Here is a 23,803-nt window from a genome sequence, read left to right as displayed (position 1 = left end):
GGAGGCCGCAACATGGCGTGCAGGTGCGGGGCACGCGTGGCCACTCTTGCCGCGGACTGTACGGGCCCGCACGAGCTGCACCTCGATCCGCTCCGGACGTGTGCCTTCATGCCTGACACCTCAACGTGATCACGAAGCATCCGGCGTCCACAGGCCGGCGTCACCGGCGGGCGCCTTGACCCGTGAACCGCATGAGGTGTCTTTCGCGACGGCACACCGCCGGTTCACGGCGTGGACGGAGGCGATCCTGTGGCGTCGGCTGCACCGCGCTGTCGTGGATTTACTCGGGGCCAGGGGCGAGGTCGACTGGCCTTCGGCGATCACCGACGCAGCGTCCGTGCGGGCGAAAAGGGGCGCACCTTGACCGGGCCGAACCCGGTCGATCGCGGTAGGAAAGGCAGCAACCTGCACGTCCTGTCCGACGCTCAGGGCATCCCGCCGGCCGCCGCGGTGTGGGCCTTGTCCCGGGACGATGGCCCAGGGTCTCAGGGCTTGGTCACCGGCGCCTGGAGTTCGGTCACCCAGTCGTCGCGGTTGTCCGGGCACTCCAGGTTGATCTCCCGGGGGTATCCGGCTGACCGGTACCCGTTTTCGTCGATCCAGAAGGCCAGGGCCTGGGCCGTGGGCAGCACGGTGTCCATTGAGCCACGGTGCACGATTGTCGCCGCCTGGTCGACGGGCGGCAGGTCCAGCACCCGGAAGGCGCCGTCCTGGAGCGGGGCCGCGACCTGGACAGCGGCGTGGATGGTGATCCTGCCACCACCCTCCGGGGCTTCCTCGTAATAGGCGACACCGGGCCCCGCGGGCGCTACCCCGGCCGTGTCCAGACGCCGGAACAGCTCGTCGTAGAGCGGCCCGATGACCGGGCCGATGTCCTCGGGCTCGAAGCTCGCGGCGGTCGCGGTCAGTTCCGCCACTCGGACAGCCGGGACGCTCTTGAAGACGACGTCGTTCGTGGGCATGTGCCCCTCGCTCTCGATCGACCGGAGCCTCGCCTCGACCTGGATCAGCCGCGCCGCCGCGGCGGTCATCGCGACCTCCAGCTCGGCCCGCCGCAGCCGCAGCATGGCGCGCAGTTCTTCGGTGGTGACCTTCTCGTCCAGGATCTGCTGGACCTGCTGGAGGGTCAGGCCGAGGTCTTTCAGCGCGATGACGCGGTTGAGGCGGGCCAGCTGGGCAGCCGAGTAGTACCGGTAGCCAGTGGCGGGGTCGACGTGGGCCGGGCGTAGCAGTCCAGTGGCGTCGTAGTGACGCAGCATGCGGACCGATACGCGGCCGTGCCGGGCGAAGTCTCCGATGGTGAACATGATGTCTCCGAGTTCAGCACCTGACACGGTGTGAGGGTCAACAAGCCGCTTCCCGCCCAGCACACGACAGCCACGCCGACGGTGTCAGGGGTGCTCGCCCGGGCCGTCGCGGTGGCCGGTGAGCGGCGTCGGGGACAGGGCGGTGCTCTCCTCCCCGGGCTCCAGGAGGGTGTCCGCCGGGCCGACGATCAGCGGATCGGGCTCTCCGACCGCCTTCTCGTCCTTGTTCGCGTAGTCGAACCGCCACAGCAGGCTGCGCATGGCTTCCAGCCGGCCGCGCTTCTTGTCGTTGTTCTTCACGACGGTCCACGGCGCGTGAACGGTGTCGGTGGCCCGGAACATGTCTACCTTCGCCGCGGTGTACGCGTCCCACAGGTCCAGCGAGGCCAGATCGGTCGGCGAAAGCTTCCACTGGCGTACCGGATCCACCTGCCGGATGGCGAAGCGCGTGCGCTGCTCGTTGCGCGAGACCGAGAACCAGAACTTCACCAGCAGGATCCCGTCGTCCGTCAGCATCCGCTCGAAGAGCGGTGCCTGGTCCAGGAAGCCGCGGCACTCGGCCGGCGTGCAGAATCCCATCACGCGCTCGACGCCCGCCCGGTTGTACCAGGAGCGGTCGAAGAAGACGATCTCCCCCGCGGACGGGAGATGGGCGACGTAACGCTGGAAGTACCACTGACCGGACTCCCGCTCCGTGGGCTTCTCCAGCGCCACCACGCGGGCACCGCGCGGATTGAGCCGCTCGGTGAATCGGTGGATGGTGCCGCCCTTGCCCGCCGCGTCACGTCCTTCGCAGATGACGACGATCCGCTGCCCCGTGTCCTTGACCCACCGCTGGAGCTTGAGCAGTTCGATCTGGAGCAGCCGTTTGTTCCGCTCGTACTCCTGGCGCCCGAGCTTGCGGTCGTACGGGTGGTTCTCCCGCCACGTCCGCAGGGGACGCCCGTCGTCGTCGAGCAGTACGGGCCGCTCTGGGTGACGGTCGTCGACGGTCAGCCCTTCGAGAAGGGCCTCCTCCTCAGCAGCCACCGGGCATCGCGTGCGTCGCGGACGCACTCCCCTGATCAGACATGCACGCTCTCCAGACGAGTCGCGGACGTGTTTTCCCCGCAGGCAGGGTGCCCGCGCTCCGTCCGCCTACGCGCCGACTGCCCGCCCGGAAAACGGATCACCAAGATCCGGACGGGGCCCCCGGGGCGTCCGGGAGGGCTCAGCACTCGATGATGTTCACCGCCAGACCGCCGCGCGCGGTCTCCTTGTACTTCACCGACATGTCCGCGCCGGTCTCCTTCATGGTCTTGATGACCTTGTCCAGCGACACCTTGTGGCTGCCGTCGCCGCGCATCGCCATCCGCGCCGCCGTGACGGCCTTGACCGCCGCCATGCCGTTGCGCTCGATGCACGGGATCTGGACCAGGCCGCCGACCGGGTCGCAGGTCAGGCCGAGGTTGTGCTCCATGCCGATCTCGGCCGCGTTCTCCACCTGCTCGGGGGTGCCGCCGAGCACCTCGGCGAGCGCGCCGGCCGCCATCGAGCAGGCGGAGCCGACCTCGCCCTGGCAGCCGACCTCGGCGCCCGAGATCGAGGCATTCTCCTTGAAGAGCATGCCGATCGCGCCCGCGGAGAGCATGAAGCGGACCACGCCCTCCTCGTCCGCGCCCGGTACGAAGTTCATGTAGTAGTGCAGTACGGCCGGAATGATGCCGGCCGCGCCGTTCGTCGGCGCGGTGACGACGCGCCCGCCCGCCGCGTTCTCCTCGTTGACCGCCATCGCGTAGAGCGTGATCCACTCCATCGCCAGGGCCAGCGGGTCGCCCTCGGAGCGCAGCTTGCGCGCGGTGTTCGCGGCGCGCCTGCGCACCTTGAGACCGCCGGGCAGGATGCCCTCCTGGGACATGCCGCGCGCCACGCAGTCCTGCATGACCCGCCAGATCTCCAGCAGCCCCTCGCGGATCTCGGTCTCCGTGCGCCACGCCTTCTCGTTCTCCAGCATCAGCGCGGAGATCGACAGGCCCGTCTCCTTCGCCAGGCGCAGCAGCTCGTCGCCGGTGCGGAAGGGGTACTTCAGCACCGTGTCGTCGAGCTTGATCCGGTCCTCCCCGACCGCGTCCTCGTCGACGACGAACCCGCCGCCCACCGAGTAGTACGTCTTCTCCAGCAGGGGCGCGCCCTCGGCGTCGTACGCCCACAGCGTCATGCCGTTGGCGTGGTACGGCAGGGCCTTGCGGCGGTGCAGGATCAGGTCCTCGTCGAAGTCGAAGCCGATCTCGTGCACGCCCAGCAGGTTGAGGCGCTTCTCCGCCTTGATCCGCTCGAACTCCGCGTCGGCGGTCTCGACGTCGACCGTGCGCGGCGAGCTTCCCTCCAGGCCGAGCAGTACGGCCTTCGGGGTGCCGTGGCCGTGGCCGGTGGCGCCGAGCGAGCCGAACAGCTCGGCGCGTATCGAGGCGGTGTGGGCGATCAGACCGTCGTTCTTGAGGCGGCCCACGAACAGGCGGGCGGCGCGCATGGGGCCGACCGTGTGGGAGCTGGAGGGGCCGATGCCGATCGAGAACAGGTCGAAGACCGAGATGGCCACGGGGGAACTCCTAAGGGGTGGGGAAGACGCCGTTGTCTGCCTGGGTGGTGCAGATGATCAAGGCGGGGCAACACGGTGCGGGGCACCGCACTCACTGTTCAGTGTGCGCGGTGCCCCGATATTCAGTCTGTGCCGTACGTAACTACTTCAGACCAGGGTAAAGCGGGTGCTTGCCGGCGAGCGCCGTGACGCGGGCCGAAAGAGCGTCGGCGTCGTACGACGGCTTCAGCGCCTCGGCGATGATGTCCGCCACCTCGGCGAAGTCCTCGGCCTGGAAACCGCGCGTGGCCAGGGCCGGCGTACCGATCCGCAGACCCGAGGTGACCATCGGGGGGCGCGGGTCGTTCGGGATGGCGTTGCGGTTGACCGTGATGCCCAGACCGTGCAGGCGGTCCTCGGCCTGCTGGCCGTCGAGCTCGGAGTTCCGCAGGTCGACGAGGACCAGGTGGACGTCCGTGCCGCCGGTGAGGACGGACACGCCGTGCTCGGTGACGTCGGCCTGCACCAGGCGCTCGGCCAGGATGCGGGCGCCGTCCAGGGTGCGCTGCTGGCGCTCCTTGAACTCCTCGCTCGCGGCGACCTTGAAGGAGACGGCCTTCGCGGCGATGACGTGCTCCAGCGGGCCGCCCTGCTGGCCGGGGAAGACCGCGGAGTTGATCTTCTTGGCGAGCTCGGCGGTGGAGAGGATCACTCCGCCGCGCGGGCCGCCGAGCGTCTTGTGCGTGGTCGTGGTGACGACGTGGGCGTGCGGCACCGGGTTGGGGTGCAGACCCGCGGCGACCAGACCGGCGAAGTGCGCCATGTCGACCATGAGGTACGCGCCGACCTCGTCCGCGATGCGGCGGAAGGCGGCGAAGTCCAGCTGGCGCGGGTACGCCGACCAGCCGGCCACGATCAGCTTCGGCTTGGACTCCTTGGCGAGGCGCTCGACCTCGGCCATGTCGACCTCGCCGGTGGCGTCGTCCACGTGGTACGCGACCACGTTGTAGAGCTTGCCGGAGAAGTTGATCTTCATGCCGTGGGTCAGGTGACCGCCGTGGGCCAGGTTCAGACCCATGATCGTGTCGCCGGGCTTGAGCAGCGCGAACATCGCGGCGGCGTTGGCCTGGGCACCCGAGTGCGGCTGTACGTTCGCGTGCTCGGCGCCGAAGAGCGCCTTGATGCGGTCGATGGCGATCTGCTCGACCACGTCGACGTGCTCACAGCCGCCGTAGTAACGGCGGCCCGGGTAGCCCTCGGCGTACTTGTTGGTCAGTACGGAGCCCTGGGCCTCCATGACCGCGACCGGAGCGAAGTTCTCCGAGGCGATCATTTCGAGGGTGGACTGCTGGCGGAGCAGCTCGGCGTCGACGGCGGCGGCGACGTCCGGGTCGAGCTCATGCAGGGGAGTGTTGAGAAGCGTCATCACGGTCCCGATCGAGGTCTTAGTTGCCGGAGGAGAAGGCGTCGTACTCGTCGGCGGAGAGCAGGTCGCCCGGCTCGTCCGTGACGCGCACCTTGAAGAGCCAGCCGCCCTCGAAGGGGGCGGAGTTCACCAGCGACGGGTCGTCGACGACGTCCTGGTTGGCCTCGACGACCTCGCCGGTCACCGGGGAGTACAGGTCGCTGACCGACTTGGTCGACTCCAGCTCGCCGCAGGACTCGCCCGCGCTCACCGTGTCGCCGACCGCCGGGAGCTGGGCGTAGACGACGTCACCGAGCGCGTTGGCCGCGAACTCCGTGATGCCGACCGTCGCGACGCCGTCCTCGGCGGTCGACAGCCACTCGTGCTCCTTGCTGTAACGCAGCTGCTGGGGGTTGCTCATGACCTGAATTCTCCTGTACGCGGGGGAGTGCTGGTGAACGGGGAGGTTGTGCGGGGGGTCACTTCTGGCGCTTGTAGAACGGCAGCGCGACGACCTCGTACGGCTCATGCGTACCGCGAATGTCGACGCCGACACCGGAGGTGCCGGGAGCGGCGTGCGCGGCGTCGACGTACGCCATGGCGATCGGCCTGCCCAGCGTCGGGGAGGGGGCGCCGGAGGTGACCTCGCCGATCACCTTGCCGTCCGCGACGACGGGGAAACCGGCGCGCGGGACGCGGCGGCCCTCGGCGATCAGGCCGACGAGCTTGCGCGGCGGGGCGGTCTCGGCGCGCTCGGCGGCGGCTTCGAGGGCGGCGCGGCCGACGAAGTCACCTTCCTTCTCGAACTTCACGACGCGGCCGAGGCCCGCGTCGAACGGGGTGAGCGCGGTGGTCAGCTCGTGCCCGTACAGCGGCATGCCCGCCTCCAGGCGCAGCGTGTCGCGGCAGGAGAGGCCGGCCGGGACCAGACCGACGTCCTTGCCCGCCTCGGTCAGCGCCTGCCACAGCGTCTCGGCGTGCCGAGGCTCCACGAACAGCTCGAAGCCGTCCTCGCCGGTGTAACCGGTACGGGCGATCAGCGCCGGGACGCCGGCGACGGTGCCGGGCAGGCCGGCGTAGTACTTCAGCCCGTCGAGGTCGGCGTCGGTGACGGACTTCAGGATGCCGGGGGACTCGGGGCCCTGGACGGCGATCAGGGCGTACGCGTCACGGTCGTCCCGTACGACGGCGTCGAAGCCGGCGGCGCGCTCGGTGATCGCGTCGAGGACGACCTGGGCGTTGCCGGCGTTGGCGACGACCATGTACTCGGTCTCGCCCAGCCGGTAGACGATCAGGTCGTCGACGATCCCGCCGTCCTCCTGGCAGATCATCGTGTAGCGGGCGCGGCCGAGACCGATGGTGCCGATGTTGCCGACGAGGGCGTAGTCGAGCGCGTTCACGGCCTGCGGGCCGGAGACGGTGATCTCGCCCATGTGGGAGAGGTCGAAGAGGCCGGCGCGGGTGCGAACGGCGTTGTGCTCGTCGCGCTCGCTGGCGTACCGCAGCGGCATGTCCCAGCCCGCGAAGTCGGTCATGGTCGCGCCCAGCGCACGATGAGTGGCGTCGAGGGCGGTGTGACGGGGGACAGTGCTCATGTGAGGGGCTCCCAGGGCATGACAGGCGAGGACGATCCTCCCCATCTGTCATCGGAACCTGAGAGGTTCACCGGGAGAGCCCCGGCTTGCACCTTGGGTGGAGCCGCGACGAAGCGGCCCGCTTTTCAGATCTGCCTCGCCCGCGCGGTACGGGGCCTGAGAGATTCAAGGGAGGAACTTGCTCCTTCGGCGTCCCGGGCACAGGGTGCCCCGGACTCTCCCGCGCGGATTCAAGCGGCCGGTATGCAGTTGGCGGGCACATCATTGCACGGAAATGGACTTGTGGCGCATTACCTTTTCTTTACACTTCTTGGGGAAGGGTGGGGGAAGGGTGGGGGACACCCGACAGGGGGAAGACGATGACGTTCCAGCAGCCAGGTGCCTACGCGGCGACCGCCGGTGCCGCACAGCGCGCGGTACCGGCCCAGCAGGGCGTGCCGATGGCCGTGCCCGTACCGGTTCCGGTCAGGGCGGCCGCGCGGCGGCCCGCGGCGACCGTGCGCGACCTGCGCGAGCGCGAGGGGCGCAGCCCGCGGGTGCTGGCCTTCGCGGCCGGTGACACGGTGGTGGTGTCCGGCCTGCCCGGCAGCGGGAAGAGCACCCTCATCCGCCGTACGGCGAGTGCGGCGGCGCACCGCATCGACTCGCAGGACGTGCGCGAGCGGTGGGAGGCGCGGATGCCCCGCGCGGTGCCGTACGCCCTCTACCGGCCGCTGGTGCGCGTGGCGCACTACGCCGGGCTCCGGCGGGCGCTGCGTTCGGGCGAGGGCGTCGTGGTGCACGACTGCGGTACGCAGACCTGGGTGCGGCGCTGGCTGGCGCGCGACGCCCGCCGCCGGGGCGTCGCGCTGCACCTGGTGCTGCTCGACGTGACCGCCGACGTGGCGCGGGCCGGCCAGCAGGAGCGGGGCCGAGGCGTCTCGGGTTACGCCTTCGCCCGGCACCGCAGGGCGGTGGCCCGGCTGGTACGGGACGCGGAGGCGGGCCGGCTGCCGGTGGGCTGCGCTTCGGCGGTGCTGCTGGACCGGGACGCCGCGGGCGCGCTCACGGTGATCGAATTCCCGGGGCCGGCGGCGGGGGCGTAGGCGGGCAGGGGAACAGGCCCCCGGGGCAGCCGCGCCCCGCGTTAAAGTCGTGCCGTGGATTACCCAGACTTCCCGGTACCGGCCCACCCCCACGGCGGCAGCGGCTGGCCCGGCAACGAGCTCGAAGAGGTGCTGGGCGCGTCGCTCGGCAACCCCGCCGCCGGCGGCCGCATAGTCGAGGTGCTGGGGCGCAGCCAGGTGTGGGTGCCGCTGCCGAACGGCGGCGGGCCGGACTCCCCGAACCTCGACCTGCCCACGGTGCAGATCCACGGCGAGGCGTACGTCCCCGTGTACAGCTCGGAGGAACAGCTGCGCCAGTGCGCCGGGCCCCACATGTCCTTCACCGTGGCCCCCGCCCGCGAGTTCGCCCGCGGCCTGCCCCCGCAGCTCGGCATCGCCGTGAACCCGGACGGCCCGGTCGGTGTGCCGCTGCCGCCGCCCGCCGTCGCCGAACTCTGCAGGGCCGGGCGTACGCCGCTGGACGGGCCGGCCAGCGGGGGCAGGGTGCGGCTCTTCGAGCCGGACTGGCAGGAGGAGCCGGTCGACTTCCTCTCCGCCGCCGCCGGTGAGTTCCAGGAGAGCGGTGTGGTGCTGACCGCCCGGCGGGCGCTCGCGAGCATCGAGGGCGGCGCCCCGGTGATGTTCGTCGGCGTACAGCTGTCCGCCTGGGAGGGCCCGGACCGCAACGCCCCGATGGACGCCCTCGGCCGGGCGCTCGGCCGCGTCCAGGTGCCCTGGGAGGTCAACCTCGTCCTGCTGGACGTGGCGCAGGACCCGGTCGCCGGCTGGATGCTGGAGAAGGTCCGGCCTTTCTACACACGTGCCTGACTCGTGTTCTGTGTCAGCGCTGCCGCTTAAGCTTGGCCGACAACCGACACGGTGGATCGAAGAGGGGCGGGACCCAGGGTGAGCGCGTCAGGCACTGCGGCGGCCGGGCAGGTCGAGCACATGCTGCGCCAGGTGACACCCGGGCGCTACGACGCGTACGAGGCACTCCTGCGCGCCCTCGCCGATCCGGCGGGCGGCAAGGTCTGGATGCTGCTCTGGCACGGCCAGGCGGGATCGCCGGACGCCCAGTACGGAAACATGGACGTCGACGGCCTCGGTTACGCGCCGTGCGTCACCTCCGCCCAGGAGCTAGCCGCGAGCGGGTGGAGCAGGGCGTACGAAGTGGTGTCCGGACGTGACGTCGCGCGTGCCCTCTTCCCCGACCGCTGGGGGATCTGGCTCAACCCGCACGCCCCCGGTGGCGGCGTCGGAATCCCCTGGCTGGACCTGCGGCGGATCGCTACCGGACTCGACCGGATGCCGGCCGGACCGCTGCGGCTGTCCGAACCCGCGATCGAGATCCCGCAGTTCTACGCCCTGCTCACGCAGAACGCCCACCGCACGTCCGCGGTCCGCGCGCTGCGCCGCGCCTGGGTGCAGCCGGCGCTGGGAGCGCCGTATCTGGCCATCGGGCTCGACCTGTACGACACGAGCCAGCAGTCCGTCGACGCCGTGCGCGCGATGATGCAGCAGTCGATCGGTGTGGTCCCCGAGGGGCTGCCCGTGTCCACCGTCGCGATGTCGGACGAGTACGACCCCGTCTCCATGTGGCTGCGCGCCAACGCCCGCCCGTTCTACGACCGCGAGGCGCACGCGCCGCCCGCTCCCTCGTCCACCGGACAGGGCGGCTATGGCTACCCGGCCCCGCGCGCCTACTGAAAGCCGGCGCGTCCGGTCGACCGGTCGGCGAACCGCGCTTGAAGGCCGTTTCGCACGCGTGCCGACGAATGCTGTGCAAAAGCCGAGCCCGACGGGATGATGGCCGTTTGCATTCCGTCGGGCTCAGCTCGGTAAAGGCCCTCATTTCAGTAAGGGCCCTCTTGCTTCAGTGCTCCCCCCGCTCAAACACTAGGGCTTGGGCCGGCACCCGTCGCTGCTCCGCGTCTGGCACTCCGCGAAATGCAGGTGGGACGTGATGGCCTTGAGCCTTCCCACGGTGCCTATGCGGTCCTGCCGGCAGTTCCCCAGTTCACGCCACTTGTCGATCGAGAACTTCCGGTACTCGACCATCGGCTGGGTGTATCCGCGCTTACGGGAGTCCACCGACATCCGGTTGGTCACGGTGACGCCCCTGCTCACCTTCTTGGTCACGTCGTACGAGGTCTTGGCCTCCACCTGGCCGATCCCCCAGGAGACGCTGCCCCCCAGCTCGGCGGCCCACGTGGTCTCGCGGGCCTGAGTGGTCTCGATGGCGTAGGTGAGCGTGGACTTGTGCGAACTGCTGTTGTACTTGCTGACGATGGGGCCCCTCGGCTTGTACGAGGCGCTTCCGTACTTCGTCACCTTGTAATAGGTGAACGGCTGGCACTGCGGCGGCGGCGCGGACTCGCTCGCCACGGCGCTGGGAATCGCGGAAACACTTCCCGCGAGGAGCGCTGTCGCTGCCGCTATTGAATAGAGCCCACGCTTGCTTGTTGCTTTCAACTTCTTCCCCGTTTTCTGTTGTCGACGCAGCGGAACTGCGCTGGCGTGGACTGAAGTTAGTGAGCGGCCGAAGGCTGAACAAGCCTTTCGCTGAAGCTGGGGAGACGGACCCTCAAGCGAACCTCAGATACGTCATGCGGGCTAATTGGGGAAGGCCGGCGTTTGGGCGATTGAGTCCCTATGTCGGAGGGATGAAACGGCTTCCGGGGGCGAAACGGGACTCCGCGCGGCATGCATGTGACCTGCCTCACACCACATCCCTCCTTGTCGTTCAATTGACCGCAGGGGCAAGCCAGTTGCTCAGTCGGCCACGGCTCACACCTGCTGACGCGCGGTCAGGCCGACCGCCGATGCCACCCGGGGCTCCGGCCTGCCCGGTGCCCGTAGTGATCGGCCGGGGACAATGTGCCCGGTTCGGTCAATTCCTGTTCATATAGCGCGCGTTGAATTCACGTGCGATCCGGGCATTGCGGTCACTCCCGCTTCGCTGAGGCGATCACCGCGTCCGGATAACGGAAGGCGCCTGGTCACATCACGGTTGCGCATCCATTCACCGACAGGTCTGGCGGGTGATCGCCACAGCGTTGAAGACTCCCGGCAAGCAAGAGGCTTCGGACGTGTGTGCAGCCGAGATCAAGCGACAACACGTCGTGCGTCAGCACCACCTGAATCACCCGGAAAGCCGACCACCGTCGACCCGGGGAGGGTCGCAAAGCACCGTCGGCAAACGCCGGCACGGGCAAGCACGAGGGATGATGACCGCACCCATTGAGACCACTGGATCGCAGACCGACGCTCAGCCCGAGGCTGTCCTGGTGGGCGTCAAGTCCCAGCAGATCGAGGGCCGTTCGCTCGGGCAGATCGCCTGGACGCGCTTCAAGCGCGACAAGGTGGCCGTCGGCGGCGGCATCGTCGTGGTGCTGCTCGTCCTGGCCGCCGCCCTCTCCAGACCGCTCCAGGCGCTGCTCGGGCTCGACCCGAACCAGTTCCACCAGGACCTCATCGACCCGAACACGACCCTGCCCAAGGGTGATTTCGGCGGGATGAGCTGGGACCACCCGCTGGGTGTGGAACCGAAATTCGGGCGGGACATCCTGGCCCGCATCCTGGAGGGCTCCTGGGTCTCCCTCGTCGTGGCCTTCGGCGCGACGCTGCTCTCCAACGCGATCGGCACCATCCTCGGTGTGGTCGCCGGGTACTACGGGGGACGGGTCGACACGGTCATCAGCCGCATGATGGACACGTTCCTCGCCTTCCCCCTGCTTCTCTTCGCGATCGCCATCTCCGCCACGCTGCAAGGCGGGGCCTTCGGCCTCGAAGGTCTCCCGCTGCACATCCTCGTCCTGATCTTCGTCATCGGATTCTTCAACTGGCCCTACATGGGACGGATCGTCCGCGGTCAGGCACTGGCGCTACGTGAGCGGGAGTTCGTGGACGCGGCGCGCGGGATGGGGGCCCGCGGGCCGTACATCCTCTTCAAGGAACTGCTGCCGAACCTTGTCGCGCCGATCATCGTCTACTCGACGCTGCTCATCCCGACCAACATCATCTTCGAGGCGTCGCTCAGCTTCCTCGGTGTCGGGATCCAGCCGCCCCAGGCTTCCTGGGGCGGAATGCTCGACCAGGCCAAGGACTTCTTCGAGGTCGACCCCCAGTACATGGTCGTGCCCGGCCTTGCCATCTTCGTCACCGTGCTGGCGTTCAACCTGCTCGGTGACGGCCTCCGGGACGCGCTCGACCCGCGCAGTCGCTGACGTCTGCCGGCTGTGTCCCAACAAGTTTCCGACAACGAAGGGGTATCGACCATCATGCGAAGGTCAGCAGTGGCCGCAATCGCGGTCATCAGCAGTGCGAGCCTCCTGCTCGCCGGCTGCAGTAAGGCCGAGGACAAGAACGGCGGCGACGCCAAGAGCGCCGGCGCCAATGCCGCCACCAAGAAGATGGTCAACGCCTCCGACAAGAAGGGCGGAACGGTCACCTATGCCATGGCCGACGCCCCGGAGTCGTTCGACCCCGGCAACACGTACTACGCCTTCATCTACAACTTCAGCCGGCTGTACGCCCGACCGCTGATGACGTTCAAGCCCGCTCCGGGCGAGGCGGGCAACGAGCTCGTCCCCGACCTGGCCGCGAGCAAGGGCGTGCCGACCGACGGTGGCAAGACGTGGACGTACAAGATCCGCGAGGGTGTGAAGTACGACGACGGCACCGTCGTGACCTCGAAGGACGTCAAGTACGCCGTCGAGCGGTCCAACTTCGCGCGTGACGTGCTGTCGCTCGGCCCGAACTACTTCCAGCAGATGCTGGCGGACCCGGACAAGTACAAGGGCCCGTACAAGGACAAGGGCGACAAGGGTCTCGCGTCCATCCAGACCCCGGACGACACCACCATCGTCTTCAAGCTGAAGAAGGCGTTCGCGGACTTCGACTACCTGGTCAGCGCCCCGCAGACCGCTCCGGTGCCGAAGGCCAAGGACAAGGGCGTGGACTACACGAAGTCCATCCTGTCCTCGGGCTCGTACAAGTTCGAGACCTATCAGGAGGGCAAGCAGGTCACCCTGGTCAGGAACCCGAACTGGGACGCCAAGACCGACCCGCTGCGCAAGCAGTACCCGGACAAGATCGTCCTGAACCTGAAGGTCAACCAGGCGACCATCGACAAGGACCTGCTCTCGGGTGCCACGCACGTCGACCTGGCCGGCCGGGGTGTCGACACCCAGACCCAGGCCCAGCTGATGAGCGACCCGAAGAAGAAGGCGAACACCGACAACACCGCCGGTGGCCGTCTCGTCTACACGGCGATCAACACGAAGGTCGCCCCGTTCAACAACGTCGAGTGCCGCAAGGCCGTGCAGTACGCCGTCGACAAGGTCTCCGTGCAGACCGCGATGGGCGGCTCGATCCGTGGTGACATCGCCAGCACCGTGATGCCGACGGACATCAAGGGCTACGTGAAGGACGACATGTACGCCACCCCCGGTGGCAAGGGTGACGCCGCGAAGGCCAAGGAGCACCTGAAGGCCTGTGGCCAGGAGAAGGGCTTCAAGACCGTCATCTCCGCCCGCAGCGACCGCCAGAGTGAGGTCGACTCGGCCACCGCGATCGTCGAGGCCCTCAAGAAGGTCGGCATCGAGGCGAGCATCAAGCAGTACCCCTCCAGCAAGTACTTCTCGGACTACGCGGGCGTCCCGAAGTTCACGAAGAAGGAGGGTATCGGCCTCATGATGATGCAGTGGGGCTCCGACTGGCCCACGGGCTACGGCTTCCTCCAGCAGATCGCGCACGGCGAGGCCATCGGCCAGTCCGGTAACACGAACCTCTCCGAGCTGAACGACCCGGCGATCAACAAGCTCCTCGACGACGCCATCGCGAACACCGACGAGGCGGCCCGCAACGCGGCCTACACCGAGGTGGACAAGAAGCTCATGGAGCAGGCCGTCATCGTCCCCCTGTCCTACTTCAAGGTCCTGCTGTACCGCTCGCCCAACGCCACCAACCTGGTGTCCACGGCTGCCTTCAGCGGTCAGTACGACTACCTCAACATCGGTACCACGAAGTAGTAGCCCCGGAAGGCAGGTGAAGGCATTGGTGCCCGCGGGCTTCGCCGCCCGCGGGCACCAGCGCCGGTCCCCGTGATCTCGTACATCCTCCGCCGGACAATCGCGGCAGTGATCCTGCTGCTGGTTGTCACCGCGGTCACCTTCGGCATCTTCTTCCTGCTGCCGAGGCTGGCCGGCCAGAGCGTCGATCAGCTGGCCCAGCAGTACATCGGAAAGAACCCCACGCCCGAGGACATCGCGGCTGTCAAGCGGAACCTCGGCCTGGATCAGCCCGTCTACACCCAATACTGGGAGTTCATCAAGGGGATCCTGGTAGGCGCCGACTACGACCTCGGCCCGACCACCGTTCACTGCAACGCGCCCTGCTTCGGCTACTCCTTCAAGGACCACCTCGAAGTCTGGCCCCAGCTCATGGACCGGCTGCCGGTCACCATCTCGCTGGCCAGCGGCGCGGCCGTGATCTGGCTGCTCTCGGGTGTCACCGCGGGCGTGATCTCCGCGCTCAGGCCGGGTTCCGTCTTCGACCGGGCCGCGATGGGCGTCTCGCTCGCCGGCGTCTCGCTTCCCATGTTCTTCACCGGCCAGCTGGCGCTGCTGCTCTTCAGCTACAAGCTGGAGATCTTCGGCAGAACCTACGTGCCACTGACCGAGAATCCCGCGCAGTGGGCCAACACCATGTTCCTGCCCTGGTGTTCGCTCGCCCTGCTCTACTCCGCGATCTACGCCCGGCTCACCCGGTCCGGCATGCTGGAGACGATGAACGAGGACTTCATCCGCACCGCGCGCGCCAAGGGCCTGCGTGAGCGGAAGGTCGTCGTCCGCCACGGCCTGCGCGCCGCGCTCACCCCGATCATCACCGTCTTCGGCATGGACCTCGGTCTGCTGCTCGGCGGTGCGCTGATCACCGAGTCGGTGTTCTCGCTGCACGGAATCGGCGAATACGCGGTCCAGGGCATCACAGCCAACGACCTGCCGCCCATCCTCGGCGTGACACTGGTCGCCGCCTTCTTCGTCGTGATCTGCAATCTCCTGGTGGACCTGCTGTACGCCGCCGTCGACCCGCGCGTGAGGCTCTCGTGACCGAACTGTCCAAGACCGGTGCCGCCGTGGGCGAGCCGGTGACGTCCGGGGAGCCGACCACCCCGGAGGCGTTCCTGGAGGTGCGCGACCTCAAGGTGCACTTCCCGACCGACGACGGCCTGGTCAAGTCCGTCGACGGGCTCACCTTCCAGCTGGAGAAGGGCAAGACCCTCGGCATCGTCGGCGAGTCCGGCTCGGGCAAGTCCGTCACGTCACTCGCCGTGATGGGCCTGCACCGTCAGGGCGCGCGCGGCAAGAACGTCAGGATGTCCGGCGAGATCTGGCTCGGCGGCAAGGAACTCGTCGGCGCCGAACCGGACGAGGTGCGCCGGATGCGCGGCCGCGAGATGGCCATGATCTTCCAGGATCCGCTGTCGGCCATGCACCCGTACTACACGGTCGGCAGCCAGATCGTGGAGGCATACCGCGTCCACAACGACGTGAACAAGAAGATCGCCCGCAATCGCGCGATCGAGCTGCTCGACCGGGTCGGCATCCCCGAGCCCGACAAGCGGGTGGACAGCTACCCGCACGAGTTCTCCGGCGGTATGCGCCAGCGCGCGATGATCGCGATGGCGCTGGTCAACAACCCCGAACTGCTCATCGCGGACGAGCCGACCACCGCCCTGGACGTCACGGTCCAGGCGCAGATCCTGGACCTGATCCGGGACCTCCAGAAGGAGTTCGGCTCCGCGGTCATCATCATCACCCACGACCTCGGCGTGGTCGCGGAGATCGCCGACGACATCCTCGTGATGTACGGCGGCCGTTGCGTCGAGCGCGGTCCGGTCGAGGACATCTTCTACGCCCCCCAGCACCCGTACACCTGGGGCCTGCTGGGCTCGATGCCGCGCATCGACCGCGACCAGACCGAACGCCTCATCCCGGTCAAGGGCTCGCCGCCCAGCCTCATCAACGTCCCCTCCGGGTGCGCCTTCAACCCGCGCTGCCCGTACGCGGACGTACCGAAGGGCGGGATCACCCGCACCGACCGCCCCCAGCTGCGCGAGGTCGGCAGCCGGCACTACTCCGCCTGCCACATGTCGCACGAGGACCGCACGCGGATCTGGACCGAAGAGATTGCGCCGAAGCTGTGAGCGAAACGAAGAAGACGGCCGGGGCCGACGCCGTCGAGGTGCCCGAGCAGGCCACCGCATCTCCCGAACCGCTGCTCAAGGTTCAGGGGCTGGTCAAGCACTTCCCCATCAAAAAGGGGATCTTGCAGCGCCAGGTCGGAGCCGTGAAGGCGGTCGACGGCATCGACTTCGATGTACGCCGCGGTGAGACCCTCGGTGTCGTCGGCGAGTCGGGGTGCGGCAAGTCGACCATGGGCCGGCTGATCACGCGGCTCCTCGAACCGACCTCGGGCAAGATCGAGTTCGACGGTCACGACATCACGCACCTCGGCACCGGCGGCATGCGGCCGCTGCGCCGCGACGTGCAGATGATCTTCCAGGACCCCTACGGCTCGCTGAACCCGCGCCACACGGTCGGATCGATCGTCAGCACGCCGTTCCGGCTCCAGGGCGTCGAGCCCGAGGGCGGCATCAAGAAGGAGGTCCAGCACCTCCTGGAGCTGGTGGGCCTGAGCCCCGAGCACTACAACCGCTATCCGCACGAGTTCTCCGGCGGCCAGCGCCAGCGCATCGGCATCGCCCGCGCGCTCGCGCTCAAGCCCAAGCTGGTCGTGGCGGACGAGCCGGTCTCCGCGCTGGACGTCTCGATCCAGGCGCAGGTCGTCAACCTGCTCGACGACCTCCAGGACGAGCTCGGTCTGACGTACGTGATCATCGCGCACGACCTCTCGGTCATCCGGCACGTCTCGGACCGCATCGCCGTGATGTACCTCGGCAAGATCGTGGAGCTGGCGGACCGCAAGTCCCTGTACGAGGCGCCGATGCACCCGTACACGAAGGCGCTCCTGTCCGCCGTCCCGGTGCCCGACCCCCGGCGGCGCGGTGCCAAGAGCGAGCGCATCCTGCTCAAGGGCGACGTGCCCTCGCCGATCTCGCCGCCTTCGGGCTGCCGCTTCCACACGCGGTGCTGGAAGGCGACGGACATCTGCACGACGCGGGAGCCGGCGCTGACCGCTCTGAAGACCGGCCACCAGGTGGCCTGCCACCACCCGGAGAACGGGCCCGACCAGGCGCCGGAGTCCACGGCCGTCCTGGAGACGGCCCGCGAGGCGATCGCGATCGTCGACGTCACACCGCCGGCCGCCGCGAAGGCGGCGGTGGCCGGGGACGGGCCCGACACCGGGGCCGCGACCCCGCCGGCGGGTGCGGAGGGCACCGGCAAGGAATAGAACCGGCACAATTGCCCGGTGTTCCAGGAACTCTTCACGCCCTCCGTCCAGCATTCGCTCGACCTCGTCGGGATCTTCGTCTTCGCGATCTCCGGCGCCCTGCTCGCCGTGCGCAAGAACTTCGACGTCTTCGGCATCGCGGTGCTCGCAGAGGTCACCGCGCTGGGCGGAGGGCTGTTCCGCGACCTCATCATCGGCGCCGTGCCGCCGGCCGCCTTCACCGATCTCGGGTACTTCACCACCCCGCTGATCGCGGCGGCCCTCGTCTTCTTCCTGCACCCCGAGGTCGAGCGCATCCAGGGCGCGGTCAACGCCTTCGACGCGGCCGGGCTCGGGCTGTTCTGCGTCACCGGCACCACCAAGGCGTACGACTACGGGCTCGGCCTGACCGCTTCGGCGGCCCTCGGCCTCGCCACCGCGGTCGGCGGCGGCGTGCTGCGCGACGTCCTCGCCAACGAGGTGCCCTCGCTGCTGCGCTGGGACCGCGACCTGTACGCCGTGCCCGCGATCGTCGGCGCCGCGATGGTCGCGCTGTGCCTGCGCTTCGACGCCCTGAACGCGCTGACCAGCGGCATCGCCGTCGTCACGGCCTTCACGCTGCGGCTGCTCGCGATGCACTTCCACTGGCGCGCGCCGCGCGCCTGGCACCGGAGCTCGGCGAAGGCGGAGGAGAAGTCCGAGGCCGCCGCGTGAGCCCGGCCTCCTCCCCAACCGAGACCTTTTCTTAGCTACCGCTTAGTAACGTAGCGGTGTACGGTGCATGCCATGGCACAGGCATCCATCGGGGACAGCGAGTTCGACCGCGACACCGCCCTCACGGCGCGCGCACCGGGCGTCTACGACGCGGAGCTCTCCGCGGGCTGGACGATCATCCAGGCCGTCAACGGCGGCTACCTCCTCGCCCTGCTCGGCCGGGCCCTCGGCGATGCCCTGCCGCACCCCGACCCGTTCACGATCTCGGCGCACTACCTGACGCCGTCCGTGCCCGGCAAGGCGGTGGTGCGTACCGAGACCGTACGCACCGGACGCACCCTCTCCACCGGCCAGGCGTCCCTCTACCAGTACGCCGAGGACGGCACCGAGGTCGAGCGGATCCGGGTCCTCGCCTCCTACGGCGACCTCGACGCCCTGCCCGACGACGTCCGCACCACCGCCAAGCCGCCGGCCATGCCGCCGTACGAGCACTGCCTCGGCGCCGACGCCGGGCCCGCCGTCATCCCCGGCAGCTCGGCCATCACGGAGCGGCTCGACATCCGGCTCGACCCCGCCACCGTCGGCTGGGCAATCGGCGCGCCCTCCGGCAAGGGGGAGATGCGCGGCTGGTTCGGCCTGGCCGACGGCCGGGACGCCGACCCGCTCTCGCTGCTGCTGACGGTCGACGCGCTGCCGCCGACCTCATTCGAGCTGGGCCTCAAGGGCTGGACGCCGACCGTCGAACTCACCACCCACATACGCTGCCGTCCCGCCCCGGGGCCGCTGCGCGTCTCGATCACCACCCGCAACCTGGCGGGCGGCTTCCTGGAGGAGGACGCCGAGGTCTGGGACAGCGCGGACCGGCTCGTCGCCCAGTCCCGGCAGCTCGCGCGGGCGCCGCGCCTCTGAGTCCCGCCGCCGGGCCCGCGAGGGCCCGTGCGGGTCAGTCCAGCCAGTGCCGGCGGCCGAGACCGACCAGGCGCAGCTGGCGGCGCGCCAGGGCGGCGGCCGCCTCGACGTGCTCCTCGCCGTGCGGCCACGCCTCCAGGAACGCGGACGCGGTCATCACCATGTGGTCGACGTACACGTGCGCGAGCATCCGCCGGTCGTCCTCGCTCCAGCCCGACATGTCGGGCTGGGTGGCGAGCCAGTCCGCCACCTCGTCGGCGAACAGGCCCAGTTGCTCACCTGTCGCGGCGCGCACCCGCTCGACGCCGCCGTGCCGTTCGCGGGTGACGAAGCGGACGTGGGCGGGGTACGCGCGGACATGACGCGCGATGAGCCCGACCGTACGGTCGATGCGCTCCGCGCTGCCGCCGGTCGTCGCGAGGGTCGAGCGGATCATCGTGTGCAGACTGCCGAGCGCCTCGTCCACGAGCGCGACGCCGAGATCGGCCGTGTCCCGGAAGTGCCGGTAGAAGGCGGTCGGGGCGACTCCGGCCGCGCGCGTGACCTCGCGCAGACCCAGGCTGCTCAGGCTCTGGTGTTCGAGCAGGCCCAGGGCCGCCTCCATGAGTGCCTGGCGGGTCTTCTGCTTCTGGGCCTGGCGGACGCCGACGGTGTGACTCATGACATCCAGTAAACAACTGTTCTCCGATTGCGGGGAACCCGCGGGGGCACACTAGACTGAGAAGTCAGTGAACAGTCGTACTCTCAGGAGGGGTTCAGTGTTCTTCCTCGTAGCGGCTCTGTTGTTGCTGGGGGTGCTGATGGGCACCGTGGCCCATGTGCCGGCCCAGGTCTCCCTCGTCGCCGCCGCGCTCATCGGCGTCTGGCTGCTCGTCTTCGCTGCCCGTGAACGTCATTCGCGACGGTCCACCCGAAGGAGCTGAACGCGCCATGGAGTTCACCGCATCCGCCCGTCGGCTCACCGGCACGCGGGACGCCGACGGCATGGCCGTCGCCTCGTTCGTCCTCGGCCTTCTCGGGCTCCTCGTGCTCAACATCTTCCTCGGCCCCATCGCAATCGTGCTGGCCTCCCTTGCCCTTTGGCGTGGCACCGAACGCCGGGGCAGGGCACTGCTCGGCCTCGGCCTCGGCGTGGCCGACCTGGTGGTCCTCGCCGTCCTGGCCTCCGCCGACAACACCGTCTCCTGGACCTTCGGCGGCTGACCGGACGCGGCGGGCCAAGGGCGGGACGGGGGAGCGTCCGGCGGACTCGTAGAATCGAGTGCACCATGGCTTACCTCGACCACGCCGCGACCACCCCGATGCTTCCGGAAGCGGTCGGGGCAATGACCGACCAGCTCGCCGTCACCGGCAACGCGTCGTCCCTGCACGCCGCCGGCCGTAGGGCCAGGCGCACCGTCGAGGAGGCCCGTGAGACACTCGCGGAGTCACTCGGCGCCCGTCCGAGCGAGGTGGTGTTCACCGCCGGCGGCACCGAGGCCGACAACCTCGCCGTCAAGGGCCTGTACTGGGCCAGGCGCGACGCCGACCCGCGCAGAACCCGCGTCCTGGCCAGCCCCGTCGAGCACCACGCGGTGCTGGACGCCGTCCACTGGCTGGGCGAGCACGAGGGCGCGACCGTCGAGTACCTGCCGGTCGACGCCTACGGCAGGGTGCACCCGGCGGCGCTGCGCGAAGCCATCGGGCGCGACCCCTCGGATGTCGCCCTTGCCACCGTGATGTGGGCCAACAACGAGATCGGCACCGTCATGCCGGTCCGCGAACTGGCGGACGCGGCAGCCGAGTTCGGCGTGCCGCTGCACGCCGACGCGGTGCAGGCGTACGGTCAGCTCGACGTGGACTTCGCGGCCTCCGGACTCGCCGCGATGACCGTCTCCGGGCACAAGATCGGCGGCCCGTACGGCATCGGCGCGCTGCTGCTCGGCCGCGAGTACACGCCCGTTCCCGTGCTGCACGGCGGCGGTCAGGAGCGGCACGTGCGCTCCGGCACCCTCGACGCCCCGGCCATCGCCGCCTTCGCGGTGGCGGGCCGGATCGCCGCCGAGCGGCGCGAGTGGTTCGCGCGCGAGATCGGCGGCCTGCGCGACGACCTGGTCGCGGCCGTACGCACGGCCGTCCCCACGGCGATCCTCGGCGGCGACCCCTCCCCGGGCGGCCGGCTGCCGGCCAACGCCCACTTCACCTTCCCGGGCTGCGAGGGCGACTCGCTGCTCCTGCTGCTCGACGCGCAGGGCATCGAATGCTCCACCGGGTCCGCCTGCACGGCGGGTGTCGCCCAGCCGAGCCACGTGCTGCTGGCCACCGGGACCGACCCCGACCTCGCGCGCGGCACGCTGCGCTTCTCGCTGGGGCACACCTCGACCGCCGAGGACGTGGCGGCGGTGGCCGGGGCGATCGGTCCGGCGGTGGAGCGGGCGCGTACGGCCGGACTCGTCTGACGCCGCCGGTCAGGTCCTGACCGGCGGCCCGCCCGCCAGCTCCTGTCGTACGAGCCGGAGGTAGCGGGCCCAGTCCCAGTGCGGGCCCGGGTCCGTGTGGTCGGTGCCCGGGACCTCGACGTGGCCGATGATGTGCTCCCGGTCGGCGGGAATCCCGTACCGGCGGCAGATCCCGGCGGCCAGACGGGCCGACGAGCGGTACATGACGTCCGTGAAGTCCTCGGGACGGTCGACGAAGCCCTCGTGCTCGATGCCCACGCTGCGTTCGTTGTACGAGCGGTTCCCCGCGTGATAGGCGACGTCCAGCTCCCGGGCCATCTGCGTGATGTGGCCGTCCTTCGCGCGCACTATGTAGTGCGCGGCGGCCGCGTGCAGCGGGTTCTTGAAGACGCGCACGGCCGAGGCGAAGCTGCCCTGCGTCACGTGGATCACGATCCGGTCGATCGTGTAGTCGGCGGGACGGTCGGCGGTCCGCAGGTTCGCCGCCGACGCCGCCACCCACCGGGCGCCCTTGTGATCCACCTCTCCCTCCGTGCGCTGCTTGTCGATACCCGGCACGAGCCACCACATCCGGGCCAGCTCCTCGCCGTACACAGCGGCCGTACCGCCCACCAGGGCCGCGCCACCCCCGATGAACAGCGCGCGTCTGCTCACCCTTGCCGCCTTCTTCTGCTCCATGAGCCCTTTAACGCTTTCGGCCCTGTCGGTGGTTCCGTCTACCCTGGTGGAGCTATGACTGAGACCCCGCGCCGCCTCCGTGTCCTCGCCGCCATGTCCGGCGGGGTCGACTCCGCCGTTGCCGCTGCCCGAGCCGCCGAGGCCGGGCACGACGTGACCGGCGTACACCTCGCCCTGTCCGCCAACCCGCAGTCGTTCCGCACGGGCGCCCGCGGCTGCTGCACGATCGAGGACTCGCGCGACGCGCGCCGGGCGGCCGACGTCATCGGCATCCCCTTCTACGTCTGGGACCTCGCCGAGCGCTTCCGCGAGGACGTCGTCGAGGACTTCGTCGCGGAGTACGAGGCCGGACGGACCCCGAACCCCTGCCTGCGCTGCAACGAGAAGATCAAGTTCGCCGCGCTGCTCGACAAGGCGCTGGCCCTCGGCTTCGACGCGGTGGCCACCGGCCACTACGCGACGGTCGTGCTCCGCGAGGACGGCTCGCGCGAACTGCACCGCGCCTCCGACATGGCCAAGGACCAGTCGTACGTCCTCGGCGTCCTCGACGAGCGGCAGCTCGCGCACGCGATGTTCCCGCTCGGCGACACGCTCACCACGAAGGAAGAGATCCGCGCCGAGGCCGAGCGCCGCGGCCTCGCGGTCGCCAAGAAGCCCGACAGCCACGACATCTGCTTCATCGCGGACGGCGACACCCAGGGCTTCCTGGCCGACCGTCTCGGCGGCAAGGCGGAGGGCGACATCCTCGACGAGTCGGGTACGAAGATCGGCAGCCACGAGGGCGCCTTCGGCTTCACCATCGGCCAGCGCAAGGGCCTGCGCATCGGCCACCCGGCCCCCGACGGCAAGCCGCGCTACGTCCTGGACATCTCCCCGGTGAACAACACGGTGACGGTGGGCCCGGTCGAGGCCCTCGACGTCACCTCCCTGACGGCGATCAAGCCCCGCTGGTGCGGAACGGCCCCGACGGGCAGCGGCACGTACACCGCCCAGCTGCGCGCGCACGGCGGCGAGACGCCGGTGACGGCGGAGCTGGTCGACGGCGAGCTGCGCGTCACCTTCGACGAGCCGGTGCGCGGCGTCGCGCCCGGCCAGGCGATCGTGCTGTACGACGGCACGCGCGTCGTCGGCTCGGCGACGATCGCGACGACGACGCGGGCGGCCGCGGCCACCGTCTGAGCCACCGGGGCCAGTGCGTGATCTCCGCGTTCGAGGAGCGGAGTCGCGGACGGCGTCCCGGTCGACGACGCGCTCCAACGGCTCGGTCCACGACGCGAAGCCCCGGAACGTCGCTCCCGGCGGAAAGGATTCACCCCGCCGCGACGACCTCCGTGTCGTAGAAGCAGAAGTGGCCCTTCACGGCGGCCACTTCCGGCTTCGGGTCGAGATAGGCCCACACCAGATCGGCGGCCTCCGGCACCGACCAGTACGACGCGTACCCCTTGAAAGGACAGTGCGTACGCCGGTCCGACGGAGTCAGCAGGTCGGTCCTGACGTCCTCGGGCGGCAGGTAGTAGCGCACCGGCAGGCCGGTCTCGCGCAGGAGCAGCGGGCGGCGGCTCTCCGCCAGTACCACTCCGCCGTGCGTGACGCGCACGTGCTCGGTGCCCTGCTCGACGGTGATGCGGTGTCCTGCGGTCACGGGCGACCCTCTCTCGGTCCGGGTAAGACGGGCGTTTCCCACTCCAGCGTCCGCGCGGCGTAGGTTCTTCCCCATGG

At 69.6% G+C, this 23,803-nt stretch carries 24 protein-coding genes and 2 riboswitches; of the genes, 14 read left to right on the top strand and 10 right to left on the bottom strand.

Annotation, left to right across the window (positions count from 1 at the left end):
* Positions 1–485: 485 nt before the first annotated feature.
* From AS594_RS10920 to gcvT, 6 genes are all read right to left on the bottom strand, one after another.
* Positions 486–1,307, bottom strand: a complete 822-nt coding sequence (locus tag AS594_RS10920) for a MerR family transcriptional regulator (protein ID WP_069933076.1) — start codon at positions 1,305–1,307, stop codon at positions 486–488.
* A gap of 84 nt (positions 1,308–1,391) precedes the next feature.
* A complete protein-coding gene (gene ppk2 / locus AS594_RS10915) occupies positions 1,392–2,336 on the bottom strand; it encodes a polyphosphate kinase 2 (RefSeq protein ID WP_240508982.1) in 945 nt (314 codons plus the stop codon).
* Between the two features lie 181 nt (positions 2,337–2,517).
* A complete protein-coding gene (locus AS594_RS10910; protein ID WP_069933077.1) occupies positions 2,518–3,885 on the bottom strand; it encodes an L-serine ammonia-lyase in 1,368 nt (455 codons plus the stop codon).
* 142 nt (positions 3,886–4,027) lie between these two features.
* Positions 4,028–5,290, bottom strand: coding sequence for a serine hydroxymethyltransferase (gene glyA, locus AS594_RS10905; protein WP_069926827.1), 1,263 nt, complete (start codon positions 5,288–5,290; stop codon positions 4,028–4,030).
* A gap of 19 nt (positions 5,291–5,309) precedes the next feature.
* A complete protein-coding gene (gcvH, locus tag AS594_RS10900; RefSeq protein WP_069926826.1) occupies positions 5,310–5,690 on the bottom strand; it encodes a glycine cleavage system protein GcvH in 381 nt (126 codons plus the stop codon).
* 58 nt (positions 5,691–5,748) lie between these two features.
* Positions 5,749–6,864, bottom strand: a complete 1,116-nt coding sequence (gcvT, locus tag AS594_RS10895; protein WP_069926825.1) for a glycine cleavage system aminomethyltransferase GcvT — start codon at positions 6,862–6,864, stop codon at positions 5,749–5,751.
* A 35-nt stretch (positions 6,865–6,899) separates the two neighbouring features.
* Positions 6,900–6,999: riboswitch (glycine riboswitch) on the bottom strand.
* A riboswitch (glycine riboswitch) is annotated at positions 7,000–7,097 on the bottom strand.
* A 126-nt stretch (positions 7,098–7,223) separates the two neighbouring features.
* On the opposite strand from gcvT, the gene AS594_RS10890 reads away from it, so the two are divergent.
* From AS594_RS10890 to AS594_RS10880, 3 genes are all read left to right on the top strand, one after another.
* Positions 7,224–7,949: an AAA family ATPase gene (locus tag AS594_RS10890; protein WP_069933078.1), complete on the top strand. Its 726-nt coding sequence runs from the start codon at positions 7,224–7,226 to the stop codon at positions 7,947–7,949.
* Between the two features lie 54 nt (positions 7,950–8,003).
* Positions 8,004–8,777, top strand: a complete 774-nt coding sequence (locus AS594_RS10885) for an enhanced serine sensitivity protein SseB (RefSeq protein ID WP_069933079.1) — start codon at positions 8,004–8,006, stop codon at positions 8,775–8,777.
* Between the two features lie 78 nt (positions 8,778–8,855).
* Positions 8,856–9,656, top strand: coding sequence for an enhanced serine sensitivity protein SseB C-terminal domain-containing protein (locus AS594_RS10880; RefSeq protein ID WP_069926822.1), 801 nt, complete (start codon positions 8,856–8,858; stop codon positions 9,654–9,656).
* A gap of 189 nt (positions 9,657–9,845) precedes the next feature.
* Here the strand turns inward: AS594_RS10880 and AS594_RS10875 are convergent, their stop codons facing one another.
* Positions 9,846–10,334: a hypothetical protein gene (locus tag AS594_RS10875; protein WP_069933080.1), complete on the bottom strand. Its 489-nt coding sequence runs from the start codon at positions 10,332–10,334 to the stop codon at positions 9,846–9,848.
* A gap of 842 nt (positions 10,335–11,176) precedes the next feature.
* Here AS594_RS10875 and AS594_RS10870 point away from each other — a divergent pair.
* The 7 genes from AS594_RS10870 to AS594_RS10840 all read left to right on the top strand — a co-directional run bounded on the left by AS594_RS10870 (position 11,177) and on the right by AS594_RS10840 (position 18,968).
* Positions 11,177–12,175 (top strand): ABC transporter permease, encoded by a 999-nt coding sequence (locus AS594_RS10870; RefSeq protein WP_069926820.1) that lies wholly within the window; start codon positions 11,177–11,179, stop codon positions 12,173–12,175.
* Positions 12,176–12,229: 54 nt separating this feature from the next.
* Positions 12,230–13,981, top strand: coding sequence for an ABC transporter substrate-binding protein (locus AS594_RS10865; protein WP_176741046.1), 1,752 nt, complete (start codon positions 12,230–12,232; stop codon positions 13,979–13,981).
* A 72-nt stretch (positions 13,982–14,053) separates the two neighbouring features.
* Positions 14,054–15,061, top strand: coding sequence for an ABC transporter permease (locus AS594_RS10860; RefSeq protein WP_069933082.1), 1,008 nt, complete (start codon positions 14,054–14,056; stop codon positions 15,059–15,061).
* On the top strand, positions 15,058–16,158 hold the full coding sequence (locus tag AS594_RS10855; RefSeq protein WP_069933083.1) for an ABC transporter ATP-binding protein: 1,101 nt from the start codon (positions 15,058–15,060) through the stop codon (positions 16,156–16,158). The genes AS594_RS10860 and AS594_RS10855 overlap by 4 nt, the downstream gene beginning before the upstream one ends.
* Entirely contained in the window at positions 16,155–17,366 is a 1,212-nt protein-coding gene (locus AS594_RS10850) for an ABC transporter ATP-binding protein (protein ID WP_069933084.1), read from the top strand. Before AS594_RS10855 ends, AS594_RS10850 begins: the two co-directional genes overlap by 4 nt.
* A gap of 18 nt (positions 17,367–17,384) precedes the next feature.
* Positions 17,385–18,059 carry a trimeric intracellular cation channel family protein gene (locus AS594_RS10845; RefSeq protein WP_069933085.1) on the top strand — a complete coding sequence of 225 codons (675 nt, stop codon included), beginning with the start codon at positions 17,385–17,387 and terminating at the stop codon, positions 18,057–18,059.
* 72 nt (positions 18,060–18,131) lie between these two features.
* Entirely contained in the window at positions 18,132–18,968 is an 837-nt protein-coding gene (locus tag AS594_RS10840) for a thioesterase family protein (protein WP_069933086.1), read from the top strand.
* Positions 18,969–19,002: 34 nt separating this feature from the next.
* Here the strand turns inward: AS594_RS10840 and AS594_RS10835 are convergent, their stop codons facing one another.
* Positions 19,003–19,629: a TetR family transcriptional regulator gene (locus AS594_RS10835; RefSeq protein WP_069933087.1), complete on the bottom strand. Its 627-nt coding sequence runs from the start codon at positions 19,627–19,629 to the stop codon at positions 19,003–19,005.
* Between the two features lie 97 nt (positions 19,630–19,726).
* Between AS594_RS10835 and AS594_RS44630 the strand changes: the two genes are divergently transcribed.
* The 3 genes from AS594_RS44630 (at position 19,727) to AS594_RS10825 (ending at position 21,406) form a co-directional block, all read left to right on the top strand.
* Positions 19,727–19,891, top strand: a complete 165-nt coding sequence (locus AS594_RS44630) for a hypothetical protein (protein WP_167368014.1) — start codon at positions 19,727–19,729, stop codon at positions 19,889–19,891.
* A gap of 7 nt (positions 19,892–19,898) precedes the next feature.
* Positions 19,899–20,171 carry a DUF4190 domain-containing protein gene (locus AS594_RS10830; protein ID WP_069926812.1) on the top strand — a complete coding sequence of 91 codons (273 nt, stop codon included), beginning with the start codon at positions 19,899–19,901 and terminating at the stop codon, positions 20,169–20,171.
* Between the two features lie 65 nt (positions 20,172–20,236).
* Positions 20,237–21,406 carry a cysteine desulfurase family protein gene (locus AS594_RS10825; RefSeq protein WP_069926811.1) on the top strand — a complete coding sequence of 390 codons (1,170 nt, stop codon included), beginning with the start codon at positions 20,237–20,239 and terminating at the stop codon, positions 21,404–21,406.
* A gap of 9 nt (positions 21,407–21,415) precedes the next feature.
* On the opposite strand, the gene AS594_RS10820 is transcribed toward AS594_RS10825, so the two are convergent.
* The gene (locus tag AS594_RS10820; protein ID WP_069926810.1) at positions 21,416–22,084 is read right to left on the bottom strand and encodes an N-acetylmuramoyl-L-alanine amidase; all 669 of its coding nucleotides are present in this window, start codon (positions 22,082–22,084) and stop codon (positions 21,416–21,418) included.
* A 54-nt stretch (positions 22,085–22,138) separates the two neighbouring features.
* Here AS594_RS10820 and mnmA point away from each other — a divergent pair, with 54 nt between their 5' ends.
* Positions 22,139–23,263: a tRNA 2-thiouridine(34) synthase MnmA gene (gene mnmA, locus AS594_RS10815; protein WP_069933088.1), complete on the top strand. Its 1,125-nt coding sequence runs from the start codon at positions 22,139–22,141 to the stop codon at positions 23,261–23,263.
* Positions 23,264–23,393: 130 nt separating this feature from the next.
* Here the strand turns inward: mnmA and AS594_RS10810 are convergent, their stop codons facing one another.
* On the bottom strand, positions 23,394–23,726 hold the full coding sequence (locus tag AS594_RS10810; RefSeq protein ID WP_069933089.1) for a DUF427 domain-containing protein: 333 nt from the start codon (positions 23,724–23,726) through the stop codon (positions 23,394–23,396).
* Between the last annotated feature and the right edge of the window lie 77 nt (positions 23,727–23,803).

This window comes from Streptomyces agglomeratus (genome assembly GCF_001746415.1).
GTDB classification, from domain to species: domain Bacteria; phylum Actinomycetota; class Actinomycetes; order Streptomycetales; family Streptomycetaceae; genus Streptomyces; species Streptomyces agglomeratus.
This window is presented reverse-complemented; position numbering and strand designations above follow the sequence as displayed.